Origin of the sequence: Nocardia jiangsuensis, assembly GCF_042650385.1 — a bacterium.
GTDB lineage: Bacteria > Actinomycetota > Actinomycetes > Mycobacteriales > Mycobacteriaceae > Nocardia > Nocardia jiangsuensis.
Genome location: NZ_JBHSAX010000004.1, coordinates 54,846 through 78,563, shown reverse-complemented (window position 1 = coordinate 78,563; position 23,718 = coordinate 54,846). Strand labels below are relative to the sequence as shown.

Annotated in this window: 19 protein-coding genes; 17 read left to right on the top strand and 2 right to left on the bottom strand. The window is 73.1% G+C overall.

What is annotated here, in order from left to right; translation table 11 throughout:
• The first annotated feature begins 524 nt into the window (after positions 1 to 524).
• The 8 genes from ACFO0B_RS04160 (at position 525) to ACFO0B_RS04125 (ending at position 7,731) form a co-directional block, all read left to right on the top strand.
• The gene (locus tag ACFO0B_RS04160) at positions 525 to 3,038 is read left to right on the top strand and encodes a sensor histidine kinase (RefSeq protein WP_378610939.1); all 2,514 of its coding nucleotides are present in this window, start codon (positions 525 to 527) and stop codon (positions 3,036 to 3,038) included.
• A 63-nt stretch (positions 3,039 to 3,101) separates the two neighbouring features.
• Complete coding sequence (locus ACFO0B_RS04155; protein ID WP_233019780.1) at positions 3,102 to 3,800, top strand: response regulator; 699 nt, start codon at positions 3,102 to 3,104, stop codon at positions 3,798 to 3,800.
• Between the two features lie 68 nt (positions 3,801 to 3,868).
• A complete protein-coding gene (locus ACFO0B_RS04150) occupies positions 3,869 to 4,294 on the top strand; it encodes an OsmC family protein (protein ID WP_378610938.1) in 426 nt (141 codons plus the stop codon).
• Entirely contained in the window at positions 4,294 to 4,572 is a 279-nt protein-coding gene (locus tag ACFO0B_RS04145; RefSeq protein WP_378610937.1) for an acylphosphatase, read from the top strand. Before ACFO0B_RS04150 ends, ACFO0B_RS04145 begins: the two co-directional genes overlap by 1 nt.
• A gap of 457 nt (positions 4,573 to 5,029) precedes the next feature.
• Positions 5,030 to 5,527 carry a hypothetical protein gene (locus ACFO0B_RS04140; protein WP_378610936.1) on the top strand — a complete coding sequence of 166 codons (498 nt, stop codon included), beginning with the start codon at positions 5,030 to 5,032 and terminating at the stop codon, positions 5,525 to 5,527.
• Positions 5,528 to 5,529: 2 nt separating this feature from the next.
• On the top strand, positions 5,530 to 6,699 hold the full coding sequence (locus ACFO0B_RS04135; protein ID WP_378610935.1) for a glutathionylspermidine synthase family protein: 1,170 nt from the start codon (positions 5,530 to 5,532) through the stop codon (positions 6,697 to 6,699).
• Between the two features lie 22 nt (positions 6,700 to 6,721).
• Positions 6,722 to 7,174 (top strand): DUF350 domain-containing protein, encoded by a 453-nt coding sequence (locus tag ACFO0B_RS04130; protein ID WP_378610934.1) that lies wholly within the window; start codon positions 6,722 to 6,724, stop codon positions 7,172 to 7,174.
• Between the two features lie 92 nt (positions 7,175 to 7,266).
• A complete protein-coding gene (locus ACFO0B_RS04125) occupies positions 7,267 to 7,731 on the top strand; it encodes a DUF1707 SHOCT-like domain-containing protein (RefSeq protein ID WP_378610933.1) in 465 nt (154 codons plus the stop codon).
• On the opposite strand, the gene ACFO0B_RS04120 is transcribed toward ACFO0B_RS04125, so the two are convergent.
• Complete coding sequence (locus ACFO0B_RS04120; RefSeq protein ID WP_378610932.1) at positions 7,732 to 9,147, bottom strand: hypothetical protein; 1,416 nt, start codon at positions 9,145 to 9,147, stop codon at positions 7,732 to 7,734.
• Between the two features lie 252 nt (positions 9,148 to 9,399).
• Between ACFO0B_RS04120 and smc the strand changes: the two genes are divergently transcribed.
• Positions 9,400 to 13,014 carry a chromosome segregation protein SMC gene (gene smc / locus ACFO0B_RS04115; RefSeq protein ID WP_378610931.1) on the top strand — a complete coding sequence of 1,205 codons (3,615 nt, stop codon included), beginning with the start codon at positions 9,400 to 9,402 and terminating at the stop codon, positions 13,012 to 13,014.
• A 254-nt stretch (positions 13,015 to 13,268) separates the two neighbouring features.
• Here smc and ACFO0B_RS04110 read toward each other — a convergent pair whose 3' ends face one another.
• Entirely contained in the window at positions 13,269 to 13,658 is a 390-nt protein-coding gene (locus tag ACFO0B_RS04110; RefSeq protein ID WP_378610930.1) for a DUF2237 family protein, read from the bottom strand.
• 112 nt (positions 13,659 to 13,770) lie between these two features.
• On the opposite strand from ACFO0B_RS04110, the gene ftsY reads away from it, so the two are divergent.
• From ftsY to ACFO0B_RS04070, 8 genes are all read left to right on the top strand, one after another.
• Positions 13,771 to 15,363, top strand: coding sequence for a signal recognition particle-docking protein FtsY (gene ftsY, locus ACFO0B_RS04105; protein WP_449289784.1), 1,593 nt, complete (start codon positions 13,771 to 13,773; stop codon positions 15,361 to 15,363).
• 198 nt (positions 15,364 to 15,561) lie between these two features.
• Positions 15,562 to 16,908 carry an ammonium transporter gene (locus ACFO0B_RS04100; protein WP_378610928.1) on the top strand — a complete coding sequence of 449 codons (1,347 nt, stop codon included), beginning with the start codon at positions 15,562 to 15,564 and terminating at the stop codon, positions 16,906 to 16,908.
• 3 nt (positions 16,909 to 16,911) lie between these two features.
• Positions 16,912 to 17,250 carry a P-II family nitrogen regulator gene (locus tag ACFO0B_RS04095; RefSeq protein WP_378610927.1) on the top strand — a complete coding sequence of 113 codons (339 nt, stop codon included), beginning with the start codon at positions 16,912 to 16,914 and terminating at the stop codon, positions 17,248 to 17,250.
• A gap of 114 nt (positions 17,251 to 17,364) precedes the next feature.
• On the top strand, positions 17,365 to 19,782 hold the full coding sequence (locus tag ACFO0B_RS04090) for a [protein-PII] uridylyltransferase (protein WP_378611130.1): 2,418 nt from the start codon (positions 17,365 to 17,367) through the stop codon (positions 19,780 to 19,782).
• Between the two features lie 84 nt (positions 19,783 to 19,866).
• Positions 19,867 to 20,169, top strand: coding sequence for a hypothetical protein (locus ACFO0B_RS04085; protein WP_378610926.1), 303 nt, complete (start codon positions 19,867 to 19,869; stop codon positions 20,167 to 20,169).
• Between the two features lie 99 nt (positions 20,170 to 20,268).
• Positions 20,269 to 21,819, top strand: a complete 1,551-nt coding sequence (gene ffh, locus ACFO0B_RS04080; protein WP_378610925.1) for a signal recognition particle protein — start codon at positions 20,269 to 20,271, stop codon at positions 21,817 to 21,819.
• Between the two features lie 32 nt (positions 21,820 to 21,851).
• Complete coding sequence (locus ACFO0B_RS04075) at positions 21,852 to 22,946, top strand: amidohydrolase family protein (protein WP_378610924.1); 1,095 nt, start codon at positions 21,852 to 21,854, stop codon at positions 22,944 to 22,946.
• 58 nt (positions 22,947 to 23,004) lie between these two features.
• Entirely contained in the window at positions 23,005 to 23,562 is a 558-nt protein-coding gene (locus tag ACFO0B_RS04070; RefSeq protein WP_378610923.1) for a dihydrofolate reductase family protein, read from the top strand.
• Positions 23,563 to 23,718 lie beyond the last annotated feature (156 nt).

Sequence of the window (23,718 nt, the reverse complement as noted above, 5' to 3'; positions counted from 1 at the left end):
TAGAACCTCTCGGGGAAGAGTAGGGCGGCCAGCGCGAGCAGCGCGACCGGAACCGCGAGCACCAGGCCGGCGATATTCGCGATCACAGCCGCTCCACCCCGCGCTGGACCAGGCCCAACAGGGCGAACACGGCCACGGTGAGCACCGTGAACACGACGACGGACATCGGGTCGAACCTCCTCGAGCTGCTCCGCGGTGGAGCACGCTCATTCGAGTGAACGACCTCCGCGCGGCATTTCCGCCGCTCCTTACGGCTTCTTGGCGGGGTGGCGGCCCGCCTTGACGGTTTGTTGACGCCGGGCACTCGCCGGTCTCACCGCGCGAGGTGAACGTTCCTGCGGTACAACGCGATACGAAAGCGTCAGGAAAGGCGGCGCCGCCGTCAACGAACCGTAAAGACGCTGCCCGCGCGGCGCTCCGCGCGGGCAGAGTGATCGGGAATTCGGAGGAACGACGAAGGTGGTGGTGACCGCGGTGGCCGGTTTCCTGCGCGGCACGGCCGCGATCCGTGTGGCGCGGGTGCGATGGCACGATCGCGGGCGGTGAACCGCGGCGAGCTGCGGATCTACCTCGGCGCGGCGCCCGGCGCAGGCAAGACCTACGCCATGCTCGCCGAGGCGCACCGCCGCCGTGAGCGCGGCCGCGACGTCGTCGCCGCGGTCGTCGAGACGCACGGCCGGGCGCAGACGGCCGCGCTGCTCGACGGGATCGAGCGCATCCCGCCGCGGCGGGTTCCGTACCGCGGCACCGTGCTGGACGAGCTCGACGTGGACGCGGTGCTGCGCCGCGCGCCCGGCGTCGCGCTGGTGGACGAACTCGCGCACACCAACGCGCCGGGCAGCCGCAACGGCAAGCGCTGGCAGGACGTGGACGAGCTGCTCGACGCCGGGATCGACGTGGTGTCGACGGTCAATGTGCAGCACCTGGAGAGCCTGAACGACGTGGTCGAGCAGATCACCGGGATCGAGCAGCGGGAGACGGTGCCGGATGCGGTGGTGCGGGGGGCGGGGCAGGTGGAGCTGGTCGACATCACCCCGGAGGCGCTGCGGCGCAGGCTCGCGCACGGCAATGTCTACGCCGCCGACCGGGCCGATGCCGCGCTGCGCAACTACTTCCGGCCGGGTAATCTCACCGCACTGCGCGAGCTCGCGCTGCTCTGGCTCGCCGACCAGGTGGACGCCGCGCTCGCGAAGTACCGCGCCGAGCACCGGATCACCGCGACCTGGGAGGCCCGCGAGCGGGTGGTGGTCGCGGTGACCGGCGGCCCGGAGTCGGAGACGATCGTGCGCCGCGCGGCCCGGATCGCGGGGAGGGCCAGCGCCGAGCTGGCGGTGGTGCACGTGGTGCGCGGTGACGGCCTCGCCGGGGTCTCGGCCGCGCGGCTGGCCCGGCTGCGCGAGCTGGCCGGTGCGCTGGACGCCTCGCTGCACACCGTCACCGGCGAGGACGTCCCGGCCGCGCTGCTCGGCTTCGCGCGCGAGGTCAACGCCACCCAGGTGGTGCTCGGCACCTCGCGCCGCTCGCGCTGGGCCCGGCTGCTCGACGAGGGGATCGGCGCCGCCGTTGTCCGGCGGTCGGGCAAGATCGACATTCACATGGTGACCCACGAGGAGACCCACCGCCCGCTGCGGCGCGCGGCGCTTCGCCCGCGGCGCCCGGCCGCCGCGTGGCCGGCGGCGGTGCTGGTGCCGCTGCTGGTCTGCGCGCTCTGCGCCTGGCTGCTGGACGGGGTGCTCGACCTGCCGGGGCTCTCCTCGGTCTTCGTGGTCGGGGTGGTGGCCGTCTCGCTCTTCGGCGGGGTGCTGCCCGCGACGGTCTCGGCGCTGCTCTCCGGGCTGCTGCTGAACTGGTTCTTCGCCGCGCCGCGCTACAGCCTCACGGTCGCCGAGCCGGACAACTTCGTCGCGGTGGTGGTGCTGCTCGTTGTCGCGGTCGCGGTGGCCGCGCTGGTCGACATCGCCGCGGTGCGCGCCGAGCAGGCGCGCCTGGCATCGCGCCAGGCCGAGCTGCTCACCCGGTTCGCGGGGGCGGTGCTGCACGGCGCCGACCTGCCCCGGCTGCTGGAGCAGCTCAGGGAGACCTACGCGCAGCGCTGGGTCGCCGTGCTGGACGGCGATGCCGTGGTCGCCGCGGTCGGGGCGGAGCCGCCCGCGCGGCCGGGCGAGGCCGACACGGTGGTCGAGTCCGGAGACGGGCAGTTGGTGCTCGCGCTCGCCGGGCGGCCGCTCGCCGCCGCCGACCGGCCGGTGCTCGCCGCCGTCGCCAACCAGGCCGCCGGGCTGGTGCGCCAGGCCAGGCTCGCCGAGGAGGCCGGGGCCGCGGCGGCGCTGCGCGAGGCCGACCGGCTGCGCCGCGCGCTGCTCTCCGCCGTCGGGCACGACCTGCGCACCCCGCTGGCCGGCGCCAAGGTCGCCGTCTCCAGCCTGCGCAGCGAGGACGTCGAGTTCTCCCCGGAGGACACCGCCGAGCTACTGGAGACCGTCGAGGAGTCGGTGGACCAGCTCACCGCGCTGGTGGAGAACCTGCTCGACTCCTCGCGGCTCGCCGCGGGCGTGGTGGCGCCCCGGGTGCTCACCGTGTACCTGGACGAAGCGGTGCACCGCGCGCTCGTCGGCATCGGCATGGGGACCAGGGGGCCGCGCCGGGCCTCGATGGAGCGGGTCGAGGTCGAGGTCGGCGAGATCGCGGTCGTCGCCGACCCCGGGCTGCTGGAGCGGGTACTGGCCAACCTGGTGGACAATGCGCTGCGGCACGCCCCGCGCGACGCCCCGGTGCGGGTCAGCGCGCAGCGCGACGGCGATCGGGTGACCGTCGCGGTGGCCGACACCGGCCCCGGCATCCCGCGCGGCGCCGAGGAGCAGGTGTTCGAGCCGTTCCAGCGGCGCGGCGACCGGGACAACACCACCGGCGTCGGGCTCGGGCTCTCCGTGGTGCGCGGCTTCGCCGAGGCCATGGGCGGTACCGTGCACGCCGAGACCACGCCGGGCGGCGGGCTGACCATGCTCGTCGACCTGCCCGCAGCCGAGGAGCCAGCATGACCGATCCGGCCCGCCGCCGACGGTGCTCGCCGCGGGCTCGCCCGGCACAGCGCGGGAGCGCGCATGAGTGATCCGGTCCCCGCGGCGACGACCGTGCTCGTGGTGGACGACGAGCCGCACATCGTGCGCGCGCTGCGGATCAACCTCTCGGTGCGCGGCTACGACGTGGTCACCGCGGGCACCGGCGCCGCCGCGCTGCGCGCCGCCGCCGACCGGCATCCGGACGTGGTGATCCTCGACCTCGGGCTGCCGGACATGGACGGCACCGAGGTGCTCGCCGGGCTGCGCGGCTGGAGCGCGGCGCCGGTGATCGTGCTCTCCGCCCGCACCGACTCCGCGGACAAGGTGGAGGCGCTGGACGCGGGCGCCGACGACTACGTCACCAAGCCGTTCGGCATGGACGAGCTGCTCGCCCGGCTGCGCGCCGCGGTGCGGCGGGCGGGCGCCGACACCGGCGGCGAGCCGGTGGTGATCACCGACTCGTTCACCGTCGACCTCGCCGCCAAGCGGGTCACCAGGCACGGCGAACCGGTGCACCTCACCCCGACCGAGTGGGGGATGCTCGAGATGCTGGTGCGGCACCGGGGCAAGCTGGTCGGCCGCAAGGAGCTGCTGCGCGAGGTGTGGGGCCCCTCCTACGCCACCGAAACCCACTACCTGCGCGTCTATCTCGCGCAGCTGCGGCGCAAGCTGGAGGACGACCCAGCGCATCCGAGGCACCTGCTCACCGAGGCGGGCATGGGGTACCGGTTCCAGGAGTGAGCGGAATGCCGCCGCCCGGCGCGGTGTTGCCAGGCACGACCGTCCCGGCGAATGGCAGGATCGTGACCATGTCCGAGCAGAACACGTCGGCGCTCCGGGTGGAGCGCACCGGCACCCGCGCCTACACCGGCCGCAACGACAGGGGCGCGGAGGTGCGTATCGCCTCCGCGGGCACCCCGGAGGCCTTCACCCCCGGCGAGTTGCTGAAGGTCGCGGTCGCGGCGTGCTCCGGGCTGAGCGCCGACTTCTCGCTCTCCCGCAAGCTCGGCGAGCACTTCGACGCCACCATCCGGGTCTCCGGCGACCCGGACCGGGAGAACGAGGTCTACCCGGAGATCGACGAGGTCTTCGAGCTCGACCTCAGCGAGCTCTCCGAGGTGGAGCGCGAGCGGCTGCTGGTGAGCGTGCAGCGCGCCGTCGACAAGGTGTGCACCGTCGGCCGGACGCTGAAGTCCGGGAGCAAGGTGACGCTCTCCTTCGACGTGGAGCTGTAGTGGCCGAGGCCGAGCGGCTCTCCGCCTGGGTGCACGGGCAGGTGCAGGGCGTCGGATTCCGCTGGTGGACCCGTTCGCGCGCGCTGGAGCTCGGGCTCGCCGGGCACGCCACCAACACCGCCGACGGTCGGGTGCACGTGGTCGCCGAGGGGCCGCGGCGGGCCGCCGAGCGATTGCTCGCCCTGCTCCGCTCGCCCGATACGCCTGGCCGGGTGAGTCTTGTTGTGGAAAGCTGGGAGCCCGCGCGGGGCGATCTGTCCGGATTCGAGGAGCGGTAGCGGCGTGAGCACAGACGAACACCGTCCGGGGGCGGAATCGAACGACGGCGGCAGGCCGCAGTGGGAAGAGGGGACCGCCGCGCCCAGTGGGCCGGTCTACGAGGAGGGTTCGGCGGCGAACGTGCCCGCGCCCGGCGCGGGATCCGGTTCGCCGACAGGCGCTCCCGGTCCGCGGCCGCCCGCGGAGGAGCCGGGTACCAGCCCCGCGCCGGGCGCGGATCAGCCCGGTACGCAGCCGTTCCCGGCGGCAGGGCACCCTGGCACGCAGCCGTTCCCCGCGGCGGAGCAACATGCCCCGCCTCCTTTTCCGTGGCCAGGTGCCCAGCCGCAGGCCGGCGGTTTCCAACCGCCGCCCGGCTCGCTGCCCGGCGCGCACGGAGCGGGCGCGCCACCTGCGGGAAGCACCCCGCCGGGGAGCGGGAAGCGCGCGGGGCGCGTTCAGCGGCAGCGGGCCGGGGTGACGCAGCCCCGCCCGCCGACGGTGGCCGAGTCCCGCGCCAGGGAGAAGGCGCGCAAGCAGGCCCGCGACGCCGAGCGCGCCGCCGCCGAGGCCGCCGCGGCGAAGAAGCGCTCCCGCAACCGGGTGCTCATCGGCGGCGCCGCCGTGGTCGGTGTCGCCGCGCTCGTCGGCGGCGGCTACCTCGCCTACCTGGCGCTCTCCGCCCCGGACACGGTGACCGCGTCCTGCGTGGCCACCGACCAGAACGGCGACGAGATCGTCGTCGAGGACACCTACTGCGGCACCGGCCGCCCCGGTTTCGTCGGCGACACCGCAGGCGTCGTCCTGCTGGCGGGCTGGCCGCAGTACCGCTACTACTACGGCGGCTCCACCGCCATCGGCGGCAAGCCGACCGGCGGGACCACGGTGAAGCCGAAGAACGCCGAGATCAAGACCAAGACCGGAACCACGGTGCAGCGCGGCGGCCTCGGCAGCAAGATCGGCGGAGGTTCCTAGCGGTGCGACGGGTCCGCGTGGAACCACGGAAGGGCTGGCAGCAGATCGTCGAGGAGCAGGGGCTGGTCTACGGCACCCCCGGCCGCGACGCGCACGGCAAGCCCCGGCCGTACTGGGACGAATCGGTCTACTACGAGTTCGACATGCCGGAGATCCTCGCGCTGGAGGCGGATGTCGAACTGCTGCACAGCATGTGCCTGAAGGCGGTCGAGCAGGTCGTGCTGACCGAGCGGTACCGCGACTTCGGGCTGCCGGAGTGGAGCTGGCAGCCGATCGCGGAGTCGTGGCGCCGCGCCGACCCGCACGTATACGGCCGCTTCGACCTGCGCTACGACGCCCGCCGCCCGGCCAAGCTGCTGGAGTACAACGCCGACACCCCCACCTCGCTGCTGGAGGCGGCGATCCTGCAGTGGCACTGGCTTACCGCGCTGTACCCGGACCACGACCAGTGGAACTCGCTGCACGAGAAGCTGGTCGAGCGCTGGGGCGAGCTCCGCGACATCCTGCCCAGCGACCAGCTGCACTTCAGCTGGTCCGGCGCCGAGCCGACCGGCGAGGACGGCGTGACCACCGCCTACATCCAGGAGACCGCCGCCGAGGCCGGCTTCGACACCATCGGGCTGCCGATCGAGGAGGTCGGCGTCGACATCGAGCTGGAGCGCTTCGTCGATCTGGCCGAGGACCCGATTCAGGCGATCTTCAAGCTCTATCCGTGGGAGTGGGTGCTCGACGACGACTTCGGCAAGCGGGTCGTCGCGAGCCTGCCGCAGACCATGTGGATCGAGCCGCTGTGGAAGACGCTGCTCAGCAACAAGGCCATCCTCGCGGTGCTCTGGGAGATGTACCCCGGCCACCCGAACCTGCTGCCCGCCTACCTCGATCAGCCCAACGAGCTCACCGAGTACATCCGCAAGCCGAAGCTCGGCCGCGAGGGCGCGAACATGACCATCGTCGGCGCCGGGATGGAGACCGCGACCGGCGGCATGTACGGCGAGGAGGGCTTCGTCTACCAGCTGCTCGACCCGCTGCCGCAGTTCGACGACATGCGGCCGGTGCTCGGCGCCTGGATCGTCGGCGACAGCTCGGCGGGGCTCGGCATCCGCGAGACGGCAGGCCTGATCACCGACGACGGCTCCGCCTTCGTTCCGCACCGCATCCCCACCGACGACTGATCAACCCCTCGGAAGGACCACGATGACCGCCGCTGTCGCCCTCGAATCGGGCTACTGGAGTTCGCTCGGCGAAGGGGTGGGCGCGATCCTGCTCTACGCCCTCGTCGGCCTGGTGCTCATGCTCGTCGGCTTCTACGCCATCGACCTCACCACCCCCGGGCACCTGCGCCAGCTGGTGCGCGAGGGCAAGCCGAACGCGATCGTCGTGACGGCGGCGGGCATGCTGAGCATGGCGTTCATCGTGGTGCTCGCGATCTTCGCCGCGTCGGGCAAGCTGCTGGAGGGGCTCATCGCCTCGCTGATCTTCGGCCTGGTCGGGATCATCGCGCAGGTGATCTCGGTGCGGGTGATCGAGAAGGCGCTCGGCATCGATATCGGCGCGGCGCTGCACTCCGAGGCGTACACCCCGGCGGTGCTGGTCGTCGCCGCCGCGCACTTCGCGCTCGGCCTCGTGGTGGCGTTCGCGATCCTCTGAATCCTTGACATTCCACTGTGGAAGAACCATCATGGTGTCATTCCACAGTGGAGGGTGATGTCGCGTCCCCTCCCCGCCGAGAGGACTCGAGCATGGACATCGCAACCGGTACCCGCGCCTCCGATGCCGAGCGGGACGCGGTGGTGAACCTGCTCGGCAGGCACCTCGCGGACGGGCGGCTGGATCTGGGCGAGTACGACGAGCGGGTGGCCCGGGTCTATGCCACCCGGGCCCGCGAGGATCTCGCCCCGGTGCTCTCCGACCTGCCGCGGCTCGCCGATTCCGCTGCCGCGCAGCCGAAGCCGCGCGGGCGCGGGGTGCGGGGGCTACCGCTCTGGCAGCAGATCGAGTTCGCCGGCTGGGCCGGGGTGAGCCTGCTCGTCCTGGTGATCTGGGCGGCGATCTCGCTCGGGGTCGGCGAGTTCACCTACTTCTGGCCGGTCTGGGTGATCGGGCCGTGGGGCGCGGTGCTCGCGTTCCGCGCGGTCACCGGGTTCGAGGGGCGGGCCTGCCGCTCCGGAGCCGCGTCGCGGGCGGTGCGGCGGGCGCTCGGCTGATCACTCGTCGCCGCGCCTGCGGGGGTTCGAGAGGCGGGGCGGGGGTGGTTCCCGGTAGGTGCGGTCGGTCGGGCCGTCGGCCGTCTCCCACCAGCTGTCCGGGTCCTGGTGCTGCTGCCTGCCGACCCCGCGGCGCCGGATCGGCCCGCTGTACTGCTGGTCCGCCACCGGAACCGGCCGTTGTCCGCTCGCCGGCTGCGGGTGATCGGGCCGGGGGGCGGCCTCGCTCGAGCGCCGCGTCGGGCGCGCACCGGCGGCTTTGCCGCCCGGCGCCGAACGCACGCCCGCTGTGCCGTGGCCGGCCCGACCGGCGTGTCCGCTTCCCCGCGGCTCGGGTCCGCGTTCCCCGGCGGACTCGGAACTCCCGTGCCCCGCGCCGCGGGGATCCTGCGATTCGCTCCTGGGTTGCCCATCCCCGCGATTCACCGTGGGCCCGGCCGTTCGCCCGGCGCGCCGCGCCCGTGTACTCGCGGCACCCTGTCGCTGCTCGGTGTCACCTTCCGGGAGGGCGGGTTGCCCCCGTTCCGAGCGTTCGGCGTCGCGCCGAGCCCGCGCCGCATCCCAGCGATTCGCCGCTGACGGCGCACCGCGGTGGGACTTTCCCCTCCGCTCGCCGCGCGCCCGGTCCGATCCGGATGCGACCTCGCGCCGATACCGCTCGGACGCCGCACCGGCGGAGCCGTCCTTCGCGTGCCCGGTTCGCGGCGCGGACGCGCTGTCGGCGGATCTGCGCCGGGTCTCGTCCGAAGAACGCTCCGGCCTGCGCGCACCGGCCGCGCGCCGCTCGGCACCGCTGCGGACCGGCCCGGCGAGCGGCGTCCCGACGATCGGCAGCGTGCGGGTGGTCTGCGTCGGATCCACCCCCCACTCGTGCCGCTCCCCGCGCACCCCGTGCCCGTGCAACCACGCCCCCGGGTCGGCTCGCGCGACCGGGTCGAGCAACCCCGCCGCCTCGCCGAGCAGGTCGAGCAACGCGAGTTCGGCCAGCTCGTCCGGGTCGTCACCGGGGAAGCAGGCGGTGTGGAGCACGTCGCGCACCGCGTCGATCGAGGCAGCGGGGAAGGTCCAGACCCAGCCGGACGGCGCGTCCTCGGGGTCGTCCGAATCGTCCGGCTCCTCGTCGTGTCCGACGAACACCAGCGCACCGTCGCCGCCGACCCGCGCGACCACCCGCCACCGCCCGTCGTCCATGGTCACCGTGCGCTGCGCGGCCCGGACCGCCCGGATCTCGAACCAGGCCGCGACCAGCCCGACCACCGCGGCCAGCCCGGCGAGCACCAGGTACTCCGGCACGTCCCCGAGCGTCGAACTGCGGCTCACCTCGCACCCCCACAGGAACACCAGGCAGGCGACGATCAGCGCGCCGACGCGCAGCAACCGGAACGCGGTGCCGTGGCGGGACGACAGCGCAGGCACGGGTCGGTGCTCCTGACGGGAGAAGGCGGGATCAGGTGGATCGTAGGCGCGATCCGCGCCCCGCGGCAGCCCCGCGAGCACCGCTGTGACGTCGGCTAACGCCGGGCACACCGGCATTGTGGTGAACCGGTGGCCCCGGCACGCAGCGATGCCGGCGACCGAGGTCACCGGCGGCGGATACGATGGCTGCTCGCCGCGCCCCCTCGCTGTCGTCGGAGCAAACCCCGCCTCATCCACGGAAAGGTCCCGGCCGTGCACCTGAAGAGCTTGACGTTGAAGGGCTTCAAGTCCTTCGCGTCCGCGACGACGCTGCGCTTCGAGCCGGGCATCACCTGCGTGGTCGGCCCGAACGGCTCCGGCAAGTCGAACGTGGTGGACGCGCTGACCTGGGTGATGGGCGAGCAGGGCGCCAAGGCGCTGCGCGGCGGCAAGATGCAGGACGTGATCTTCGCGGGCACCCAGGGCCGGGCCGCGCTGGGCCGCGCCGAGGTCACGCTGACCATCGACAACTCCGACGGCGCGCTGCCGATCGACTACGCCGAGGTCTCGATCACGAGGCGGATGTTCCGGGACGGCGCGGGCGAGTACGAGATCAACGGTTCCACCTGCCGGCTGATGGACGTCCAGGAACTGCTCAGCGACTCCGGCATCGGCCGGGAGATGCACGTCATCGTCGGCCAGGGGCAGCTCGCCGCCATCCTCGAGTCGCGGCCGGAGGATCGCCGCTCCTTCGTCGAGGAGGCCGCCGGCGTGCTCAAGCACCGCAAGCGCAAGGAGAAGGCGGTGCGCAAACTCGAGGCGATGCAGGCCAACCTGGCCCGCCTCACCGACCTCATCTCCGAGCTGCGCCGCCAGCTCAAGCCGCTCGGCAGGCAGGCCGAGGTGGCCCGCCGCGCCGCCACCGTGCAGGCCGACCTGCGCGACGCCAGGCTCCGGCTCGCCGCCGACGACCTGGTGACCAGGCGCGGCGAGCTCGCGGGCAGGCAGAGCAAGGAGGCCTACGCCCGCGAGCAGCAGATCACCGTGCAGGCCGAGCTGGACGGTGCGGGCGCCGCGCTGGCCACCCAGGAGCACCAGCTCGCCGAGCTCACCCCGAGCGCCGAGGCGGCCGCGCAGACCTGGTTCCAGCTCTCCGCGCTCGCCGAGCGGGTCAATGCCACCATCCGGATCGCGGGTGACCGGGCCAGGCACCTGGACACCGCCACCCAGGCGGGCACCGGCCGCGACCCGGAGCAGCTGGAGGCCGAGGCCGACCGGGTGGCGGCCGAGGAGGCCGAGCTGCGCGAGACCGTCGAGATGACGATGGAGACGCTGGAGGCCGCGCGCGACGCGCTGGCCGAGCGCGAGCAGGCCGCCAAGGCCGCCGAGCAGGCGCACCTCGCCGCGGTGCGCGCCATCGCCGACCGCCGCGAGGGGCTGGCCCGGCTCGCCGGGCAGGTCGAGACGCTGCGGCACAAGGCGCACTCCGCGGACACCGAGATCACCCGGATCTCCGGCGCGATCACCGAGGCGGGCAGGCGCGCCGACACCGCCCGCGCCGAGTTCGACGACGTGCAGGCCGAGCTGGCCGAGCTGGACGCGGGCGAGGCCGGGCTGGACGCCCAGCACGAGCACGCCGTCGAGGCGCTGGAGCTGGCCGATGCCCGCGTGGCCGAGCTGCGGCGGGAGGACCGCGACGCCACCAAGCTGGTGGCCTCGCTGAGCGCCCGGATCGAGGCGCTCGGCATGAACCTGACCCGCAAGGACGGCACCGCCTGGCTGGCCGAGCACAGCCCGGCCGGGCTGCTCGGGCCGCTCGCCGGGGTGCTGCGGGTGCGGCCCGGCTTCGAGGCCGCGGTGGCCGCGGTGCTCGGCCCGCTCGCCGACGCCACCGCAGCCAGCTCCGGCACCGCCGCCTACGACGCGCTGCGCGCCATCAAGGAGGCCGACGGCGGCCGGGTCGGGCTGGTGTTCCATACCGGGGAGCGGGCGGTCGCCCCCGCCGAGCTGCCCGATGGCGCCACCGCGCTCTCCGCTGTGGTCGAGTACCCGGACGAGCTGGCCCCCGCGGTACTCGCGCTGACCGCAGCGGTCGCCGTCGTCGACGATCTCGCCGCCGCGGCCGCGCTCCTCGGCACCCGCCCCGAGCTGCGGATCGTCACCAGGGACGGCGACCTGGCCGGCACCGGCTGGGTGCTCGGCGGCTCCGAGCGGGCGCCGAGCAGGCTGGAGATCCAGGCCGAGATCGACGCCGCCGCCGCCGAACTCACCGCCGCCCAGCGCCGCGCCGCCGAGCTGGAGGCCGCGCTCGCGGGCGCGCTGGACGAGCAGACCGACCGCAGGCAGGCGGTCGACCACACCCTGCTCGCGCTGCACGAATCGGACCAGGCGCTGGTCGCGGTGTACGAGCGGCTGGCCAGGCTGGGGGAGACCGCCCGCACCGCCGAGAAGGAGAGCGCCCGCCTCTACGACCAGCGCGCCGCCGCCGAGACCGGCCGCGAGCAGAGCCTGGCGACCCTCGCCGAGCTGGAGGACCGGCTGCGCAACGCCGAACTCGAGCAGGCCAGGATCGACGCCGACGGCTACGGCTCAGCGGGCACCGAGGCCGCGGGGCGGGAGCGCGAGGAGGCCGCCGCCGCGCTCGCCGAGGCAAGGACCATGGAGGTGGAGGCGCGGCTCGCCGTGCGCACCGCCGAGGAGCGCGCGCAGTCGGTGCACGGCAAGGCGGATTCGCTGCGCCGCGCCGCGCGGGCCGAGCGCGAGGCGCGGGCGCGGGCCGAGCGCGCGCAGGCCGCCAGGCGCAAGGCCGCGGCGGTGGCCGCCGCCGTCGCGGAGTCCGGCGCGCAGGTCGCGAGCGAGCTGGAGCGGGTGGTGGTGCGGGCCGCTGCCAGGCGCGACGAGCTGGTGCGCCGCCGCACCGAGGTCGCCGCCGAGGTGGAGCGGGTCAAGGAGCGGGTGCGGGCGCTCACCGCGCAGCTCACCCAGCTCACCGACGCGGTGCACCGGGACGAGGTCGCCAAGGCCGAGGCCGCGCTGCGGATCGAGCAGGTCGAGTCGACCATCGCCGAGCAGTTCGGGATCGCGCTGGACGACCTGGTCGCCGAGTACGGCCCCGACGTCCCGCTGCCCCCGTCGGAGCTGGAGTTGCACGAGTACGAGCAGGCGCGGGAGCGCGGCGAGGCGGTCACCCCGCCGCAGCCCATGCCCTACGACCGCGCCTCGCAGGAGCGCAGGGCGCGCCGGGCGGAGAAGGATCTCGGCACGCTCGGCAAGGTGAACCCGCTCGCGCTGGAGGAGTTCGCCGCGCTGGAGGAGCGCTACAACTTCCTCGCCACCCAGCTGGAGGACGTGAAGAACGCCAGGCAGGACCTGCTCGACGTGGTCGCCGAGGTGGACGCGCGGATCCTGCAGGTCTTCACCGAGGCGTACGCCGACGTCGAGCGCGAGTTCGTCGGGGTCTTCGCCCGGCTCTTCCCCGGTGGCGAGGGGCGGCTGGTGCTCACCGACCCCACGAACATGCTCACCACCGGGATCGAGGTGGAGGCGCGGCCGCCGGGCAAGAAGGTCAAGCGGCTCTCGCTGCTCTCCGGCGGCGAGAAGTCGCTGACCGCGGTGGCGTTGCTCGTCGCCATCTTCCGGGCAAGGCCGTCGCCGTTCTACGTGATGGACGAGGTCGAGGCGGCGCTCGACGACACCAATCTGCGCCGCCTCATCGGCCTCTTCGAGCAGCTGCGGGAAAAGAGTCAGCTGATCGTCATCACGCACCAGAAGCCGACCATGGAGATCGCCGACGCGCTCTACGGCGTCAGCATGCGCGGGGACGGGATCACCCAGGTGATCTCGCAGCGGTTGCGCGGCGAGAACCTGGCCCCCGCCCCCGCGGGGTAGCCGGCCTCGGCCGGGGCGCCGATGGCACCGACGGCGGCGGAGGTGGCGGCCGTCGGACCTGGTCGAGGCCGTCGTACACCAGCGCATCGACCACCTCGCCGCGGCCGAAGGCGCCACCGCCGCCGCCCGCTTCCAGCGCGAGTTCGGTGCGGAGGCGCACCGCGGGCGCCGGGCCGGCCTCCCGGAACGGTGACCGAGTACGGCGTTCCGGGGGAGAGCCGGCGGCACCGGCGCGAGCCGGGTGCCGTCTCGCGCTAGAGCAGGTCGCTGACGTCGTCCGGGACGTCGACCGCGTACTTCCGCAGGATCTCCATGGAGACCACCTCGAGCGCGTTCTCGTGGGTGGCTGCCAGCACCACCGGCGCGGCCACCCCGTCCTCGTGCGCGTGCAGCCAGCGCACCGCGACGACGCACCAGCGGTCGCCCGGCTGCAGGCCGGGGAAGTTGTTCTCCGGGCGCGGGGTGCTCAGGTCGTTGCCGATGGAGGCCTGGTGTTCCAGGAACTCCGCGGTCGCGACGGTGCACACGGTGTGGCTGCCGAGATCCTCCGGCCCGGTACTGCAGCAGCCGTCACGGTAGAAGCCGGTGAGAGGATCGGTGCCGCACTCTTCCAGCGGCCCCCCAAGCACGTTTCGATCGGTCACGTCGCCGATCCTATTGGCCTCTGCCGAGAAGTTCCGCAGGACAAGAAATCTCGATGGCCGTTCTTCGGGCGTGCGGGCACCCTGACCAGCAGCTCAGCCGGGCTCTGCAAGGATGTCCGGTGTGAGTGCCGAAGCCTGGATTCTGATCGCCGTGATCGCCGCCGTCGTACTGGTGGTGTTGGTCGCGGGTTACGTCCTGTCCAAGCGCCGCCGGGTGTCGCTGACCGCCCCGGCGGAGGAGAAGGAGCTGACCGACCGCTCCGGCGGTTATACCGCCGCGGGCGGGTTCAGCTTCAGCAGGGGCGGTGCCGCCACCGCGGAACCGGAGCCGCAGCTGCGCGACCGCACCGACACCGACGGGCAGCCGCACGTCGGCGACGACGCCGCTGTCCCTCGCGACGCGCACCGGCGCGGAATCACCGAGGTCCGGCTCCCGGATTCGGATGTGGAGCCGTCCGGAACTGTCACCCGCCCAGGCGATCCCGCCGCTGCCGCACCGACCGAAACGGACAGTCCCGCCGTGGGTGCGGTGGCCCCCGGTGACATCGCGCCGGTCGACGACACGCCCGCTGGCAGCGCGGCGGACGCCACCGCTGCCCCGTCCGGCACCGCTGCTTCCAGCGACACCGCCACCGGCGGAGCCACGATCACCCCGAACGGGACGGCTACCGCCCCGGCCGCGCCCGGCGCCACCCCGACGGCCCCAGCGGCAGCCGACACCGCACCATCCACTCCCGTGGCGGGCACGGCACCCGTCGCCGGCACCTCGGCCGCCGAGGAGATCGCCCCGACCTCCGGTCGCCTGACCCGCCTCCGCGGCCGCCTCTCCCGCTCGCAGAACGCCGTCGGCAAGAGCCTCCTCGGCCTGCTCGGCGGCGGCGACCTGGACGAGGACTCCTGGGAGGAGATCGAGGACACCCTGGTCCTCGCCGACCTCGGCACCGCGAGCACCGCGGTGATCGTGCAGCGGTTGCGCGAGGAGATGGCGGCGCGCAGTGTGCGCAGCACCGACGAGGCCCGCGCCGTGCTGCGCACCGTCCTGGTCGAGGCGCTGCGCCCGGAGCTGGACCGCGCGGTGCACGCGCTCCCGCACGACGACCACCCGTCGATCCTGCTCGTGGTCGGCGTGAACGGCACCGGCAAGACGACCACCACCGGCAAACTGGCCAGGGTCCTGGTCGCCGACGGCCGCCGGGTGCTGCTCGGCGCGGCCGACACCTTCCGCGCCGCCGCCGCCGACCAGCTGCAGACCTGGGGTGAGCGGGTCGGCGCCGACACCGTGCGCGGTCGCGAGGGCGCCGACCCGGCCTCGGTCGCCTTCGACGCCGTGACCGTCGGCATCGAGCGCGGCGTCGACGCCGTCCTGGTGGACACCGCGGGCAGGCTGCACACCAAGACCGGGCTGATGGACGAGCTCGGCAAGGTCAAGCGGGTGGTGGAGAAGAAGGCCGCCGTCGACGAGGTGCTGCTGGTGCTGGACGCCACCGTCGGCCAGAACGGCCTGGCGCAGGCGCGGGTCTTCGCCGAGGTCGTCGAGATCACCGGCGTCGTGCTCACCAAGCTGGACGGCACCGCGAAGGGCGGCATCGTCTTCCAGGTGCAGCACGAGCTCGGCGTCCCGGTGAAGCTGGTCGGCCTCGGCGAGGGTGCGGACGATCTCGCCCCGTTCGAGCCGGGCGCCTTCGTCGACGCGCTGCTCGGCTGAGGAAATCACCCCGTGGTGGATCCCACAGCGGCCCGAATGGCCGCTGTGGGACGGACGAAACGTGGTCGCAACACAACCGGCGCACCCGTTCACGTAGGTGAAACACGGTGGATCGCCGGATGAAACACCAGGTGAGGATTCTTCTTCCCAGGTCCTGATGCCGAAGTCGGCCGGGCCCGAGATGAGGAGGACATCAAGGTGGATTTTCCCACGATAGGCGCGCCGGACGCCGGTGACACCGCATGGATGCTGGCGGCCGCGGCGTTCGTCTTGCTGATGACGCCAGGACTCGCGTTCTTCTACGGCGGCATGGTCCGCGCCAAGAACGTGCTGAACATGATCATGATGAGCATCAGCGCCATGGGGCTCATCACGGTCCTCTGGGCGCTGTACGGTTTCTCCGTCGCGTTCGGTGAGGACAAGGGCAACCTGATCGGCGACCCGACCCAGTACTTCGGACTGGCCAAGGTCTTCGGCGGTGAGTACCTCGCCTCCACCGATCCGGAGGCCCCCGCGGGTATCCCGCTGTTCGGCACCATCCCGCTCTCGGTGTTCGTCGCCTTCCAGCTGATGTTCGCGATCATCACGGTCGCCCTCATCTCGGGTGCGGTCGCCGACCGCATCAAGTTCGGGTCCTGGCTGGTCTTCGCCGGCATCTGGGCCACCGTCGTCTACTTCCCGGTGGCGCACTGGGTCTTCGCGTTCGACGGCTACACCGGCGAGCAGGGCGGCTGGATCGCCAACAACCTCAAGGCCATCGACTTCGCCGGCGGCACCGCGGTGCACATCAACGCCGGTGCGGCCGGCCTCGTGCTCGCGATCGTCCTCGGCAAGCGCAGGGGCTGGCCCAAGACCCCGTTCCGCCCGCACAACCTGCCGTTCGTCATGCTCGGCGCCGGGCTGCTGTGGTTCGGCTGGTACGGCTTCAACGCCGGCTCCGCGCTCGGCGCCAACGGCATCGCCGGCGCCACCTTCCTGACCACGACCATCGCCACCGCCGCCGCCATGCTCGCCTGGCTCGTGGTGGAGAAGATCCGCGACGGCAAGCCCACCTCGCTGGGTGCCGCCTCGGGCATCGTGGCCGGCCTGGTCGCCATCACCCCGTCCTGCTCCTCGGTGAACACCGTCGGCGCGCTGGTGATCGGTGTCGTGGCGGGTGCGCTCTGCGCCCTCGCGGTCGGGCTGAAGTTCCGCTTCGGCTTCGACGATTCGCTCGACGTGGTCGGCGTGCACCTGGTCGGCGGTCTGGTCGGCACCCTGCTGGTCGGGCTGGTCGCGGCGCCGGAAGCCCCTGCGGCGGTCTCCGGGCTGTTCTACGGTGGTGGTCTGGAGCAGCTGAAGCTGCAGGCCGTCGGCGCCTTCGCGGTGCTGGCCTACTCGGTGGTCGCGACCGCGATCATCGCCTTCGCCATCAAGTTCACCATCGGCCTCCGGGTGTCCGAGGAGGACGAGGCGCTCGGCGCGGACGAGTCCGAGCACGCGGAAAGCGCATACGATTTCGCTGCTGTGGGTGGCATGGCACGTACCACCGTCAAGGAGGCATGACGCATGAAACTGATCACCGCCATCGTCAAACCGTTCACCCTCGAGGATGTGAAGGGCGCGCTCGAGCAGGCCGGAATCCTCGGCATGACCGTGAGCGAAGTGCAGGGCTACGGCAGGCAGAAGGGGCACACCGAGGTCTACCGCGGCGCCGAGTACTCGGTGGACTTCGTGCCGAAGGTGCGCGTCGAGGTGGTCGTGGACGACGCCTCGGTGGACAAGGTCGTCGAGGTGATCGTCGAGGCGGCGCGCACCGGCAAGATCGGTGACGGCAAGGTCTGGGTGACCCCGGTGGAGGCCGTGGTGCGGGTGCGCACCGGCGAACGCGGCAGCGACGCACTGTAGTACCCCGGGGCCGGTGGACGGACCGGCCCCGGATCCAGCACGAGAGAGCGGCGGCCCCGCTCCGGCCGGAGCACCGGCCGGAGCGGGGTCGCGCGCGTGGAACGGGCGGTGACTATGGGCAACAATCAGAACAACGGGGCTGCCGATCTGGTCCGGGCACGGGCACAGCTGCTCGAGGGGGGCCATCCGCGCAATCCGCGGCTGGACGCGGAATCACTGCGGTCGGCGCTGGTCGACCTGTTCGAACTCTGGCTCACCGGCAAGGGCGCCGAACTCGGCATCGGGCCGGACAGCGGGCTCGCGCTGGTCGCCGTCGGCGGGCTCGGGCGGCGCGAGATGCTGCCCTACTCGGACCTGGACCTGGTGCTGCTGCACGACGACGTGGACCCGGCCCGGGTGGCCGAGGTGGCCGATCAGCTCTGGTACCCGCTCTGGGACGCGCACATCAAGCTGGATCACAGCGTGCGCACGGTGCCGCAGGCGCTGCGGGTCGCCGCCGACGACATCCCGGCCGCGCTCGGCATGCTGGAGGCCAGGCACATCGTCGGCGACGCCGACCTGAGCAACCTGCTGATCGGCGGGGTGCGCCGGGAGTGGCGCACCGGCATCAGGACCCGCTTCGACGACCTGATCGCGCAGACCCGCACGCGCTGGCAGCGCAGCGGCGAGATCGCGCACCGGGCCGAGCCGGACCTGAAGAACGGCCGCGGCGGGCTGCGCGACATCCAGCTGCTCGACGCGCTCGCCATCGCCCAGCTCACCGACGCCATGCCCGGCCTCGGCCCCGACGTCCCCGGCGGCGGGTTGAAGCACGCGCACCGAAGAATGCTCGACGTGCGCACCGAGCTGCACCGGGTGGCCGGCCGCGCCCGCGACCAGCTGCGCGCGCAGGACGCCGACGAGATCGGCGCCGCGCTGCGCATCGGCGACCGCTTCGACCTGGCGAGGACGCTCAGCGACTCGGCGCGGACGGTGAGCTACTCGGTCGACGTCGGGCTGCGCACCGCGGCCAACGCGCTGCCCCGCCGCGGCCTGGCCCGGCTGCGCCGGATGCCGGTGCGCCGCCCGATCGACGAGGGCGTGGTCGAGCACGCGGGCGAGGTGGTGCTCGCCCGCGACGCCAGGCCGCAGCGCGATCCGGGGCTGATCCTGCGGGTGGCGGCGTCCTCGGCCGTCACCGGGCTGCCCATGTCGGCCACCACGCTGAACCGGCTCTCCGAGGACGCGCCGGAGCTGCGCGAGCCCTGGCCGAAGGACGCGCTCAACGACCTGCTCGTGCTGCTCGGCGCGGGCCGCAACGCCATCGGCGTGATCGAGGCGCTGGACCGCACCGGGCTCTGGGGCAGGCTGCTGCCGGAATGGGGCGCGGTGCGCGACCTGCCGCCGCGCGACGCCATCCACACCTGGACCGTCGACCGGCACCTCATGGAGACCGTCGCCTACGCGGGCGCGGGCAGCACCAGGGTGGCCAGGCCGGACCTGCTCGCGCTCGGCGCGCTGCTGCACGACATCGGCAAGGGCCGCGCGGGCGACCACAGCATCGTCGGCGCCGAGCTGGCCACGCACATCGGGCGCCGACTCGGGCTGTGGCCGTCGGATGTGCGCACACTCAGCGCCATCGTCCGGCACCACCTGCTGCTGCCGGACACGGCGACCCGCCGCGACCTGGCCGACCCGGCCACCGTCGAGCACGTGGTGACCGCGCTGGACGGTGACGTCCAGCTGCTCGAGCTGCTGCACACCCTGGCCGAGGCGGATTCGCTGGCGACCGGCCCCGGCGTCTGGGGCGACTGGAAGGCCTCGCTGATCGGCGATCTGGTGCGGCGCTGCCGGACCGTCATGCGCGGCGACGAACTGCCCGCCCCCGAGCCGATCGCGCCGGAGCTGCTGGCCAAGGCCGCCGCGGGCGGGGTGCACGTGGAGCTGCAACCCGGCGACGGCAAGCACACCTACACCGTCACGGTGATCGCCCCGGACGCTCCCGGGCTGCTCTCGGACGCCGCCGGGGTGCTCGCGCTGCACTCGCTGCGGGTGCTCTCGGCCGCGCTCGGGGTGGAGGGAGCCTCTGCCGTCGACACCTTCGTGGTGACCCCGCGCTTCGGCGGCCCACCCGATGCCGGGCTGCTGCGCCAAGAGCTGATCCGGGCCATGGCGGGCGACCTCGACCCGGGCGCGGTGCTGGCCAAGCGCGAGCGCGACGCCGACGGGCCCGGCCCGGGACCGTACGCGCAGGCACAGCCACGGGTGCTCTGGTCGGAGGCGTCGGAGGGCGGGGTGATCCTCGAACTGCGCGCCGAGGACCGGCTCGGCCTGCTCACCCGGCTGGCGGCGGTCTTCGCGGACGCCGCGGCGTCGGTGCGGTGGGCCAAGGTGGTGACCATGGGGTCGGCGGTCGTGGACACCTTCTGCCTCGACCTCGGCGCGGGGGACAGCGCGGAGCGCAGGGCGGCGCTGGAGCGGAGCGTGCTGGAGGTGGTGCCGCAGCCCGCCCCGAAGAAGCCGGAGGAGGCGGGGGATTCGGCTGTCGGCTGATCACCCGACGCGTTTCGGCTTCCGCAACGAATGTGACGCAGATTACTATCGGTTGACCGGAAACGTCGATGAGAGGTGGGTCCGTTGGCGCTGGAGGTGGTTTCCGCGTCGCTGATGACCAGCGACGAGACCAGGCACATCGCTCGCTGCGTCGGCAACGGGAGCTGGGTGGTGTCCTGGTTGCCCGGGCGCACCCTCAGCGCACCGCAGGCCGTCACCGCCATGACCATCGCCTCCGCGGTGGCGACCGGCGGCGCCGACGGCGCGGGCGAACTCGACGCGGCCGCCGCCGAACTCGGCCTCACCGGCCGCGAGGCGGTGTTCCTCATCGCGGTGGAGAACCACGACTACGGCACGCAGCGGCCCCGCGCGCGGCCGCGGCGCTGAGGCGGCGGCGGTCGACTTCCCGACCGCCGCGTGCCGCGCCGCGTCAGCCGATTACCCTGGACCGGAAATGTCGTCCCCCCGAGTCCAGGAGCGCGATCGGTGTTCGAATCACTGTCCGACCGGCTGACAGGTGCCCTCAAGGATCTGCGCGGCAAGGGGCGGCTGTCACCGGCCGACATCGACGCCACCGCGCGCGAGATCCGGCTGGCGCTGCTGGAGGCCGACGTCGCGCTTCCGGTGGTGCGCGGCTTCATCGCCCGGATCAAGGAGCGCGCCAACGGCGCCGAGGTCTCGGGGGCGCTGAACCCGGCGCAGCAGGTCGTCAAGATCGTCAACGAGGAACTCGTCGGCATTCTCGGCGGCGAGACCCGCAGGCTCACGCTGGCCAAGAACCCGCCCACCGTGATCATGCTGGCCGGTCTGCAGGGCGCCGGTAAGACCACGCTCGCGGGCAAGCTCGCGAAATGGCTGCGCGGCCAGGGCCATCAGCCGCTGCTCGTCGCCTGCGACCTGCAGCGCCCCGGCGCGGTCACCCAGCTCCAGGTGGTCGGTGAGCGCGCGGGCGTGCCGGTCTTCGCGCCGCACCCGGGCACCGGCCTCGGCGGGGAGAACCAGCTCGGCGTCTCGGCCGCCGACCCGGTGCGGGTCGCCGAGTCCGGTATCGCCGAGGCGCGGGCCAAGCAGTACGACGTGGTCATCGTCGACACCGCAGGCCGCCTCGGCATCGACGCCGAACTGATGCAGCAGGCCGCCGGCATCCGCGATGCCGTGCAGCCGGACGAGGTGCTGTTCGTCCTCGACGCCATGATCGGCCAGGACGCGGTGAACACCGCCGAGGCGTTCCGCGACGGCGTCGGCTTCACCGGCGTCGTGCTGACGAAGCTGGACGGCGACGCCCGCGGCGGCGCCGCGCTCTCGGTCCGCAATGTCACCGGCGCGCCGATCATGTTCGCCTCCACCGGCGAGAAGCTGGAGGACTTCGACGTCTTCCACCCCGACCGGATGGCCAGCCGCATCCTCGGCATGGGCGACGTGCTCACCCTCATCGAGCAGGCCGAGCAGGTCTACGACCAGCAGCAGGCCGAGGAGGCGGCGCGCAAGATCGGCAGCGGCGAGCTCACGCTGGAGGACTTCCTCGAGCAGATGCTCGCCATCCGCAAGATGGGGCCGATCGGCAACCTGCTCGGCATGCTCCCCGGCGCGGGCCAGATGAAGGACGCGCTCGCCGCCGTCGACGACAAGCAGCTGGACCGGGTGCAGGCCATCATCCGCGGCATGACCCCGGCCGAGCGTGCCGAACCGAAGATCATCAACGCCTCGCGCAGGCTGCGCATCGCGAACGGCTCCGGTGTCCAGGTCTCCGACGTGAACCAGCTGGTCGACCGGTTCTTCGAGGCCAGGAAGATGATGGCGGCCATGGGCAGGCAGATGGGCATGCCCGGCGCCAACCGGCGGAACAACCGCAAGGGCAAGAAGGGGAAGAAGGGCGGCCGCGGGCCGACCCCGCCCAAGGTGCGCGGCGGGTTCCCCGGCATGCCCGGCCTTCCCCCCGGCATGCCCGACATCTCCAACATGCCCGCCGGCCTGGACCAGCTGCCGCCCGGGCTGGAGGGCTTCGACCTCTCGAAGCTGAAGTTCCCCAAGCAGTAGCTGCGCTCCCGTTCGGGCGAAGGAGGTCGGCGGTGCATCTGCGCGGTGTGGTTCTGCCCGCGGCCGAGGTGCGCGACATCTGGGTGCACGAGGGCCGGGTGACCTACGAGCCCGTGCCCGGGGCCGAGACCTTCGCGCGCGCAGGCTGGATCGTGCCGGGGCTGGTGGACGCGCACTGCCATGTCGGCATCCGGTACGGCGGCGGCCACGAGGATCGGGACGGCGCGATCGAGCAGGCCGTCACCGAGCGGGAGGCGGGGGCGCTGCTGCTGCGCGATGCCGGTTCGCCGATCGACACCCGTTTCGTGGACGAGCACGAGGAGCTGCCGCGGATCATCAGGGCGGGCAGGCACATCGCCCGGCCCAAGCGCTACATCCGGGAGCTCGGCATCGAGCTGGACGACGAGCGCGACCTGCCGGAGATCGTGGCCGAGCAGGCCAGGTTCGGCGACGGCTGGGTGAAGATCGTCGGCGACTGGATCGATCGCTCGGTCGGCGATCTGCGCCCGCTGTGGAGCGACGCGGTGCTGCGGGAGGCGATCGACGCCGCCCACGCCGACGGCGCGCGGGTCACCGCGCACGTGTTCGGCGAGGACGCGCTGCCCGGGCTGATCACTGCCGGGATCGACTGCCTGGAGCACGGCACCGGCCTCACCGACGACACCATCGCGCTGATGGTCGAGCACGGCACCGCGCTGGTGCCGACGCTGGTCAACATCGACACCTTCCCCGGGATCGCCGACGGTGCGGGCAGGTTCCCGGTCTACGCCGCCCACATGCGCGACCTGCACCGCCGCGTGCGGGACACCGTCGGCCGCGCGCACGAGGCCGGAGTGCCGATCTACGCGGGTACCGACGCGGGTGGCTCGATCCGGCACGGCCGGATCGCCGACGAGATCAGCGCGCTCGCCCGCGCCGGGCTCTCCGCGCACGACGCGCTCGGCGCCGCCTCCTGGGACGCCCGCCGCTGGCTCGACCGCCCGGTGCTCGAGGAGGGTGCACCCGCCGACTTCGTGCTCTACGACCAGGACCCGCGCACCGAACCGGCCGCGCTGACCGCGCCCCGCGCGGTGGTCCTGCGCGGCAGGCCCTACCCGCGCCGCGATCCCGTGACCGCGCACCGCTGAATTCCGCGCCGCCGCCTCGTCGCTATCGGTGGAACCACCACCGATCGGAAGGAACGTCGTGCGCGAACTCGTCGTGACCCAGAACATCACCGTCGACGGAGTGATCGAAGCCACCGACTGGTTCTCGGTGGCAGGCACCGACCCCGAAGCCACCGCCGACCTGAACGCCGCCCTGCGCGAACAGGCCGCCGCCTCCGACGCGGTGCTCTTCGGCCGGCGGACCTTCGAGGACATGCGCGGCTTCTGGCCTGCGCGGACGGACGACACCACCGGCGTCACCGAGCACCTGAACACCGTCACCAAGTACGTCGTCTCCCGCACCCTCACCGAACCGGGCTGGGCGAACTCGGAGATCCTGCGCGGGCCGCTCACCGAGGAGATCGCGGGGATCAAGGCGCGGCAGGGCCGCGACATCGTGCTCACCGGCAGCATCCGGCTGTGCCACGCGCTGATCGCCGCCGACCTGGTGGACGAGTACCGGCTCTTCGTCTACCCGGTGGTGGTCGGTACCGGTGCCCGGCTCTTCGCGGACGCCACCGGGGTGCCGCCGCTTCGGCTCGCCGAAACGCGGGCCTTCCGCTCCGGCGTGGTGCTGCTGCGCTACCGCCGGGGCTGACCGAGCCGATTTCGGGCGGGCCGCACCCGTCTGGCACAATGATCCACCGTCCTTCTGGACGCGTGTCAGCCCGTCTCCGGTTCCGTACCGCGCGGCGGTCACACACTTCGAGCGCGAAACCGGACCCGCAGACCGTGCGGGGTCGCTGAATCGCGC

Coding starts and splice junctions, on each gene's coding strand:
- ACFO0B_RS04095 (WP_378610927.1), top strand. CDS start 16,912: ATGAAACTGATCACCGCCATCGTCAAACCGTTCACCCTCGAGGATGTG.
- ACFO0B_RS04090 (WP_378611130.1), top strand. CDS start 17,365: ATGGGCAACAATCAGAACAACGGGGCTGCCGATCTGGTCCGGGCACGG.
- ACFO0B_RS04155 (WP_233019780.1), top strand. CDS start 3,102: ATGAGTGATCCGGTCCCCGCGGCGACGACCGTGCTCGTGGTGGACGAC.
- ftsY (WP_449289784.1), top strand. CDS start 13,771: ATGTCCGGTGTGAGTGCCGAAGCCTGGATTCTGATCGCCGTGATCGCC.
- ACFO0B_RS04150 (WP_378610938.1), top strand. CDS start 3,869: ATGTCCGAGCAGAACACGTCGGCGCTCCGGGTGGAGCGCACCGGCACC.
- ACFO0B_RS04130 (WP_378610934.1), top strand. CDS start 6,722: ATGACCGCCGCTGTCGCCCTCGAATCGGGCTACTGGAGTTCGCTCGGC.
- ACFO0B_RS04125 (WP_378610933.1), top strand. CDS start 7,267: ATGGACATCGCAACCGGTACCCGCGCCTCCGATGCCGAGCGGGACGCG.
- ACFO0B_RS04160 (WP_378610939.1), top strand. CDS start 525: ATGGCACGATCGCGGGCGGTGAACCGCGGCGAGCTGCGGATCTACCTC.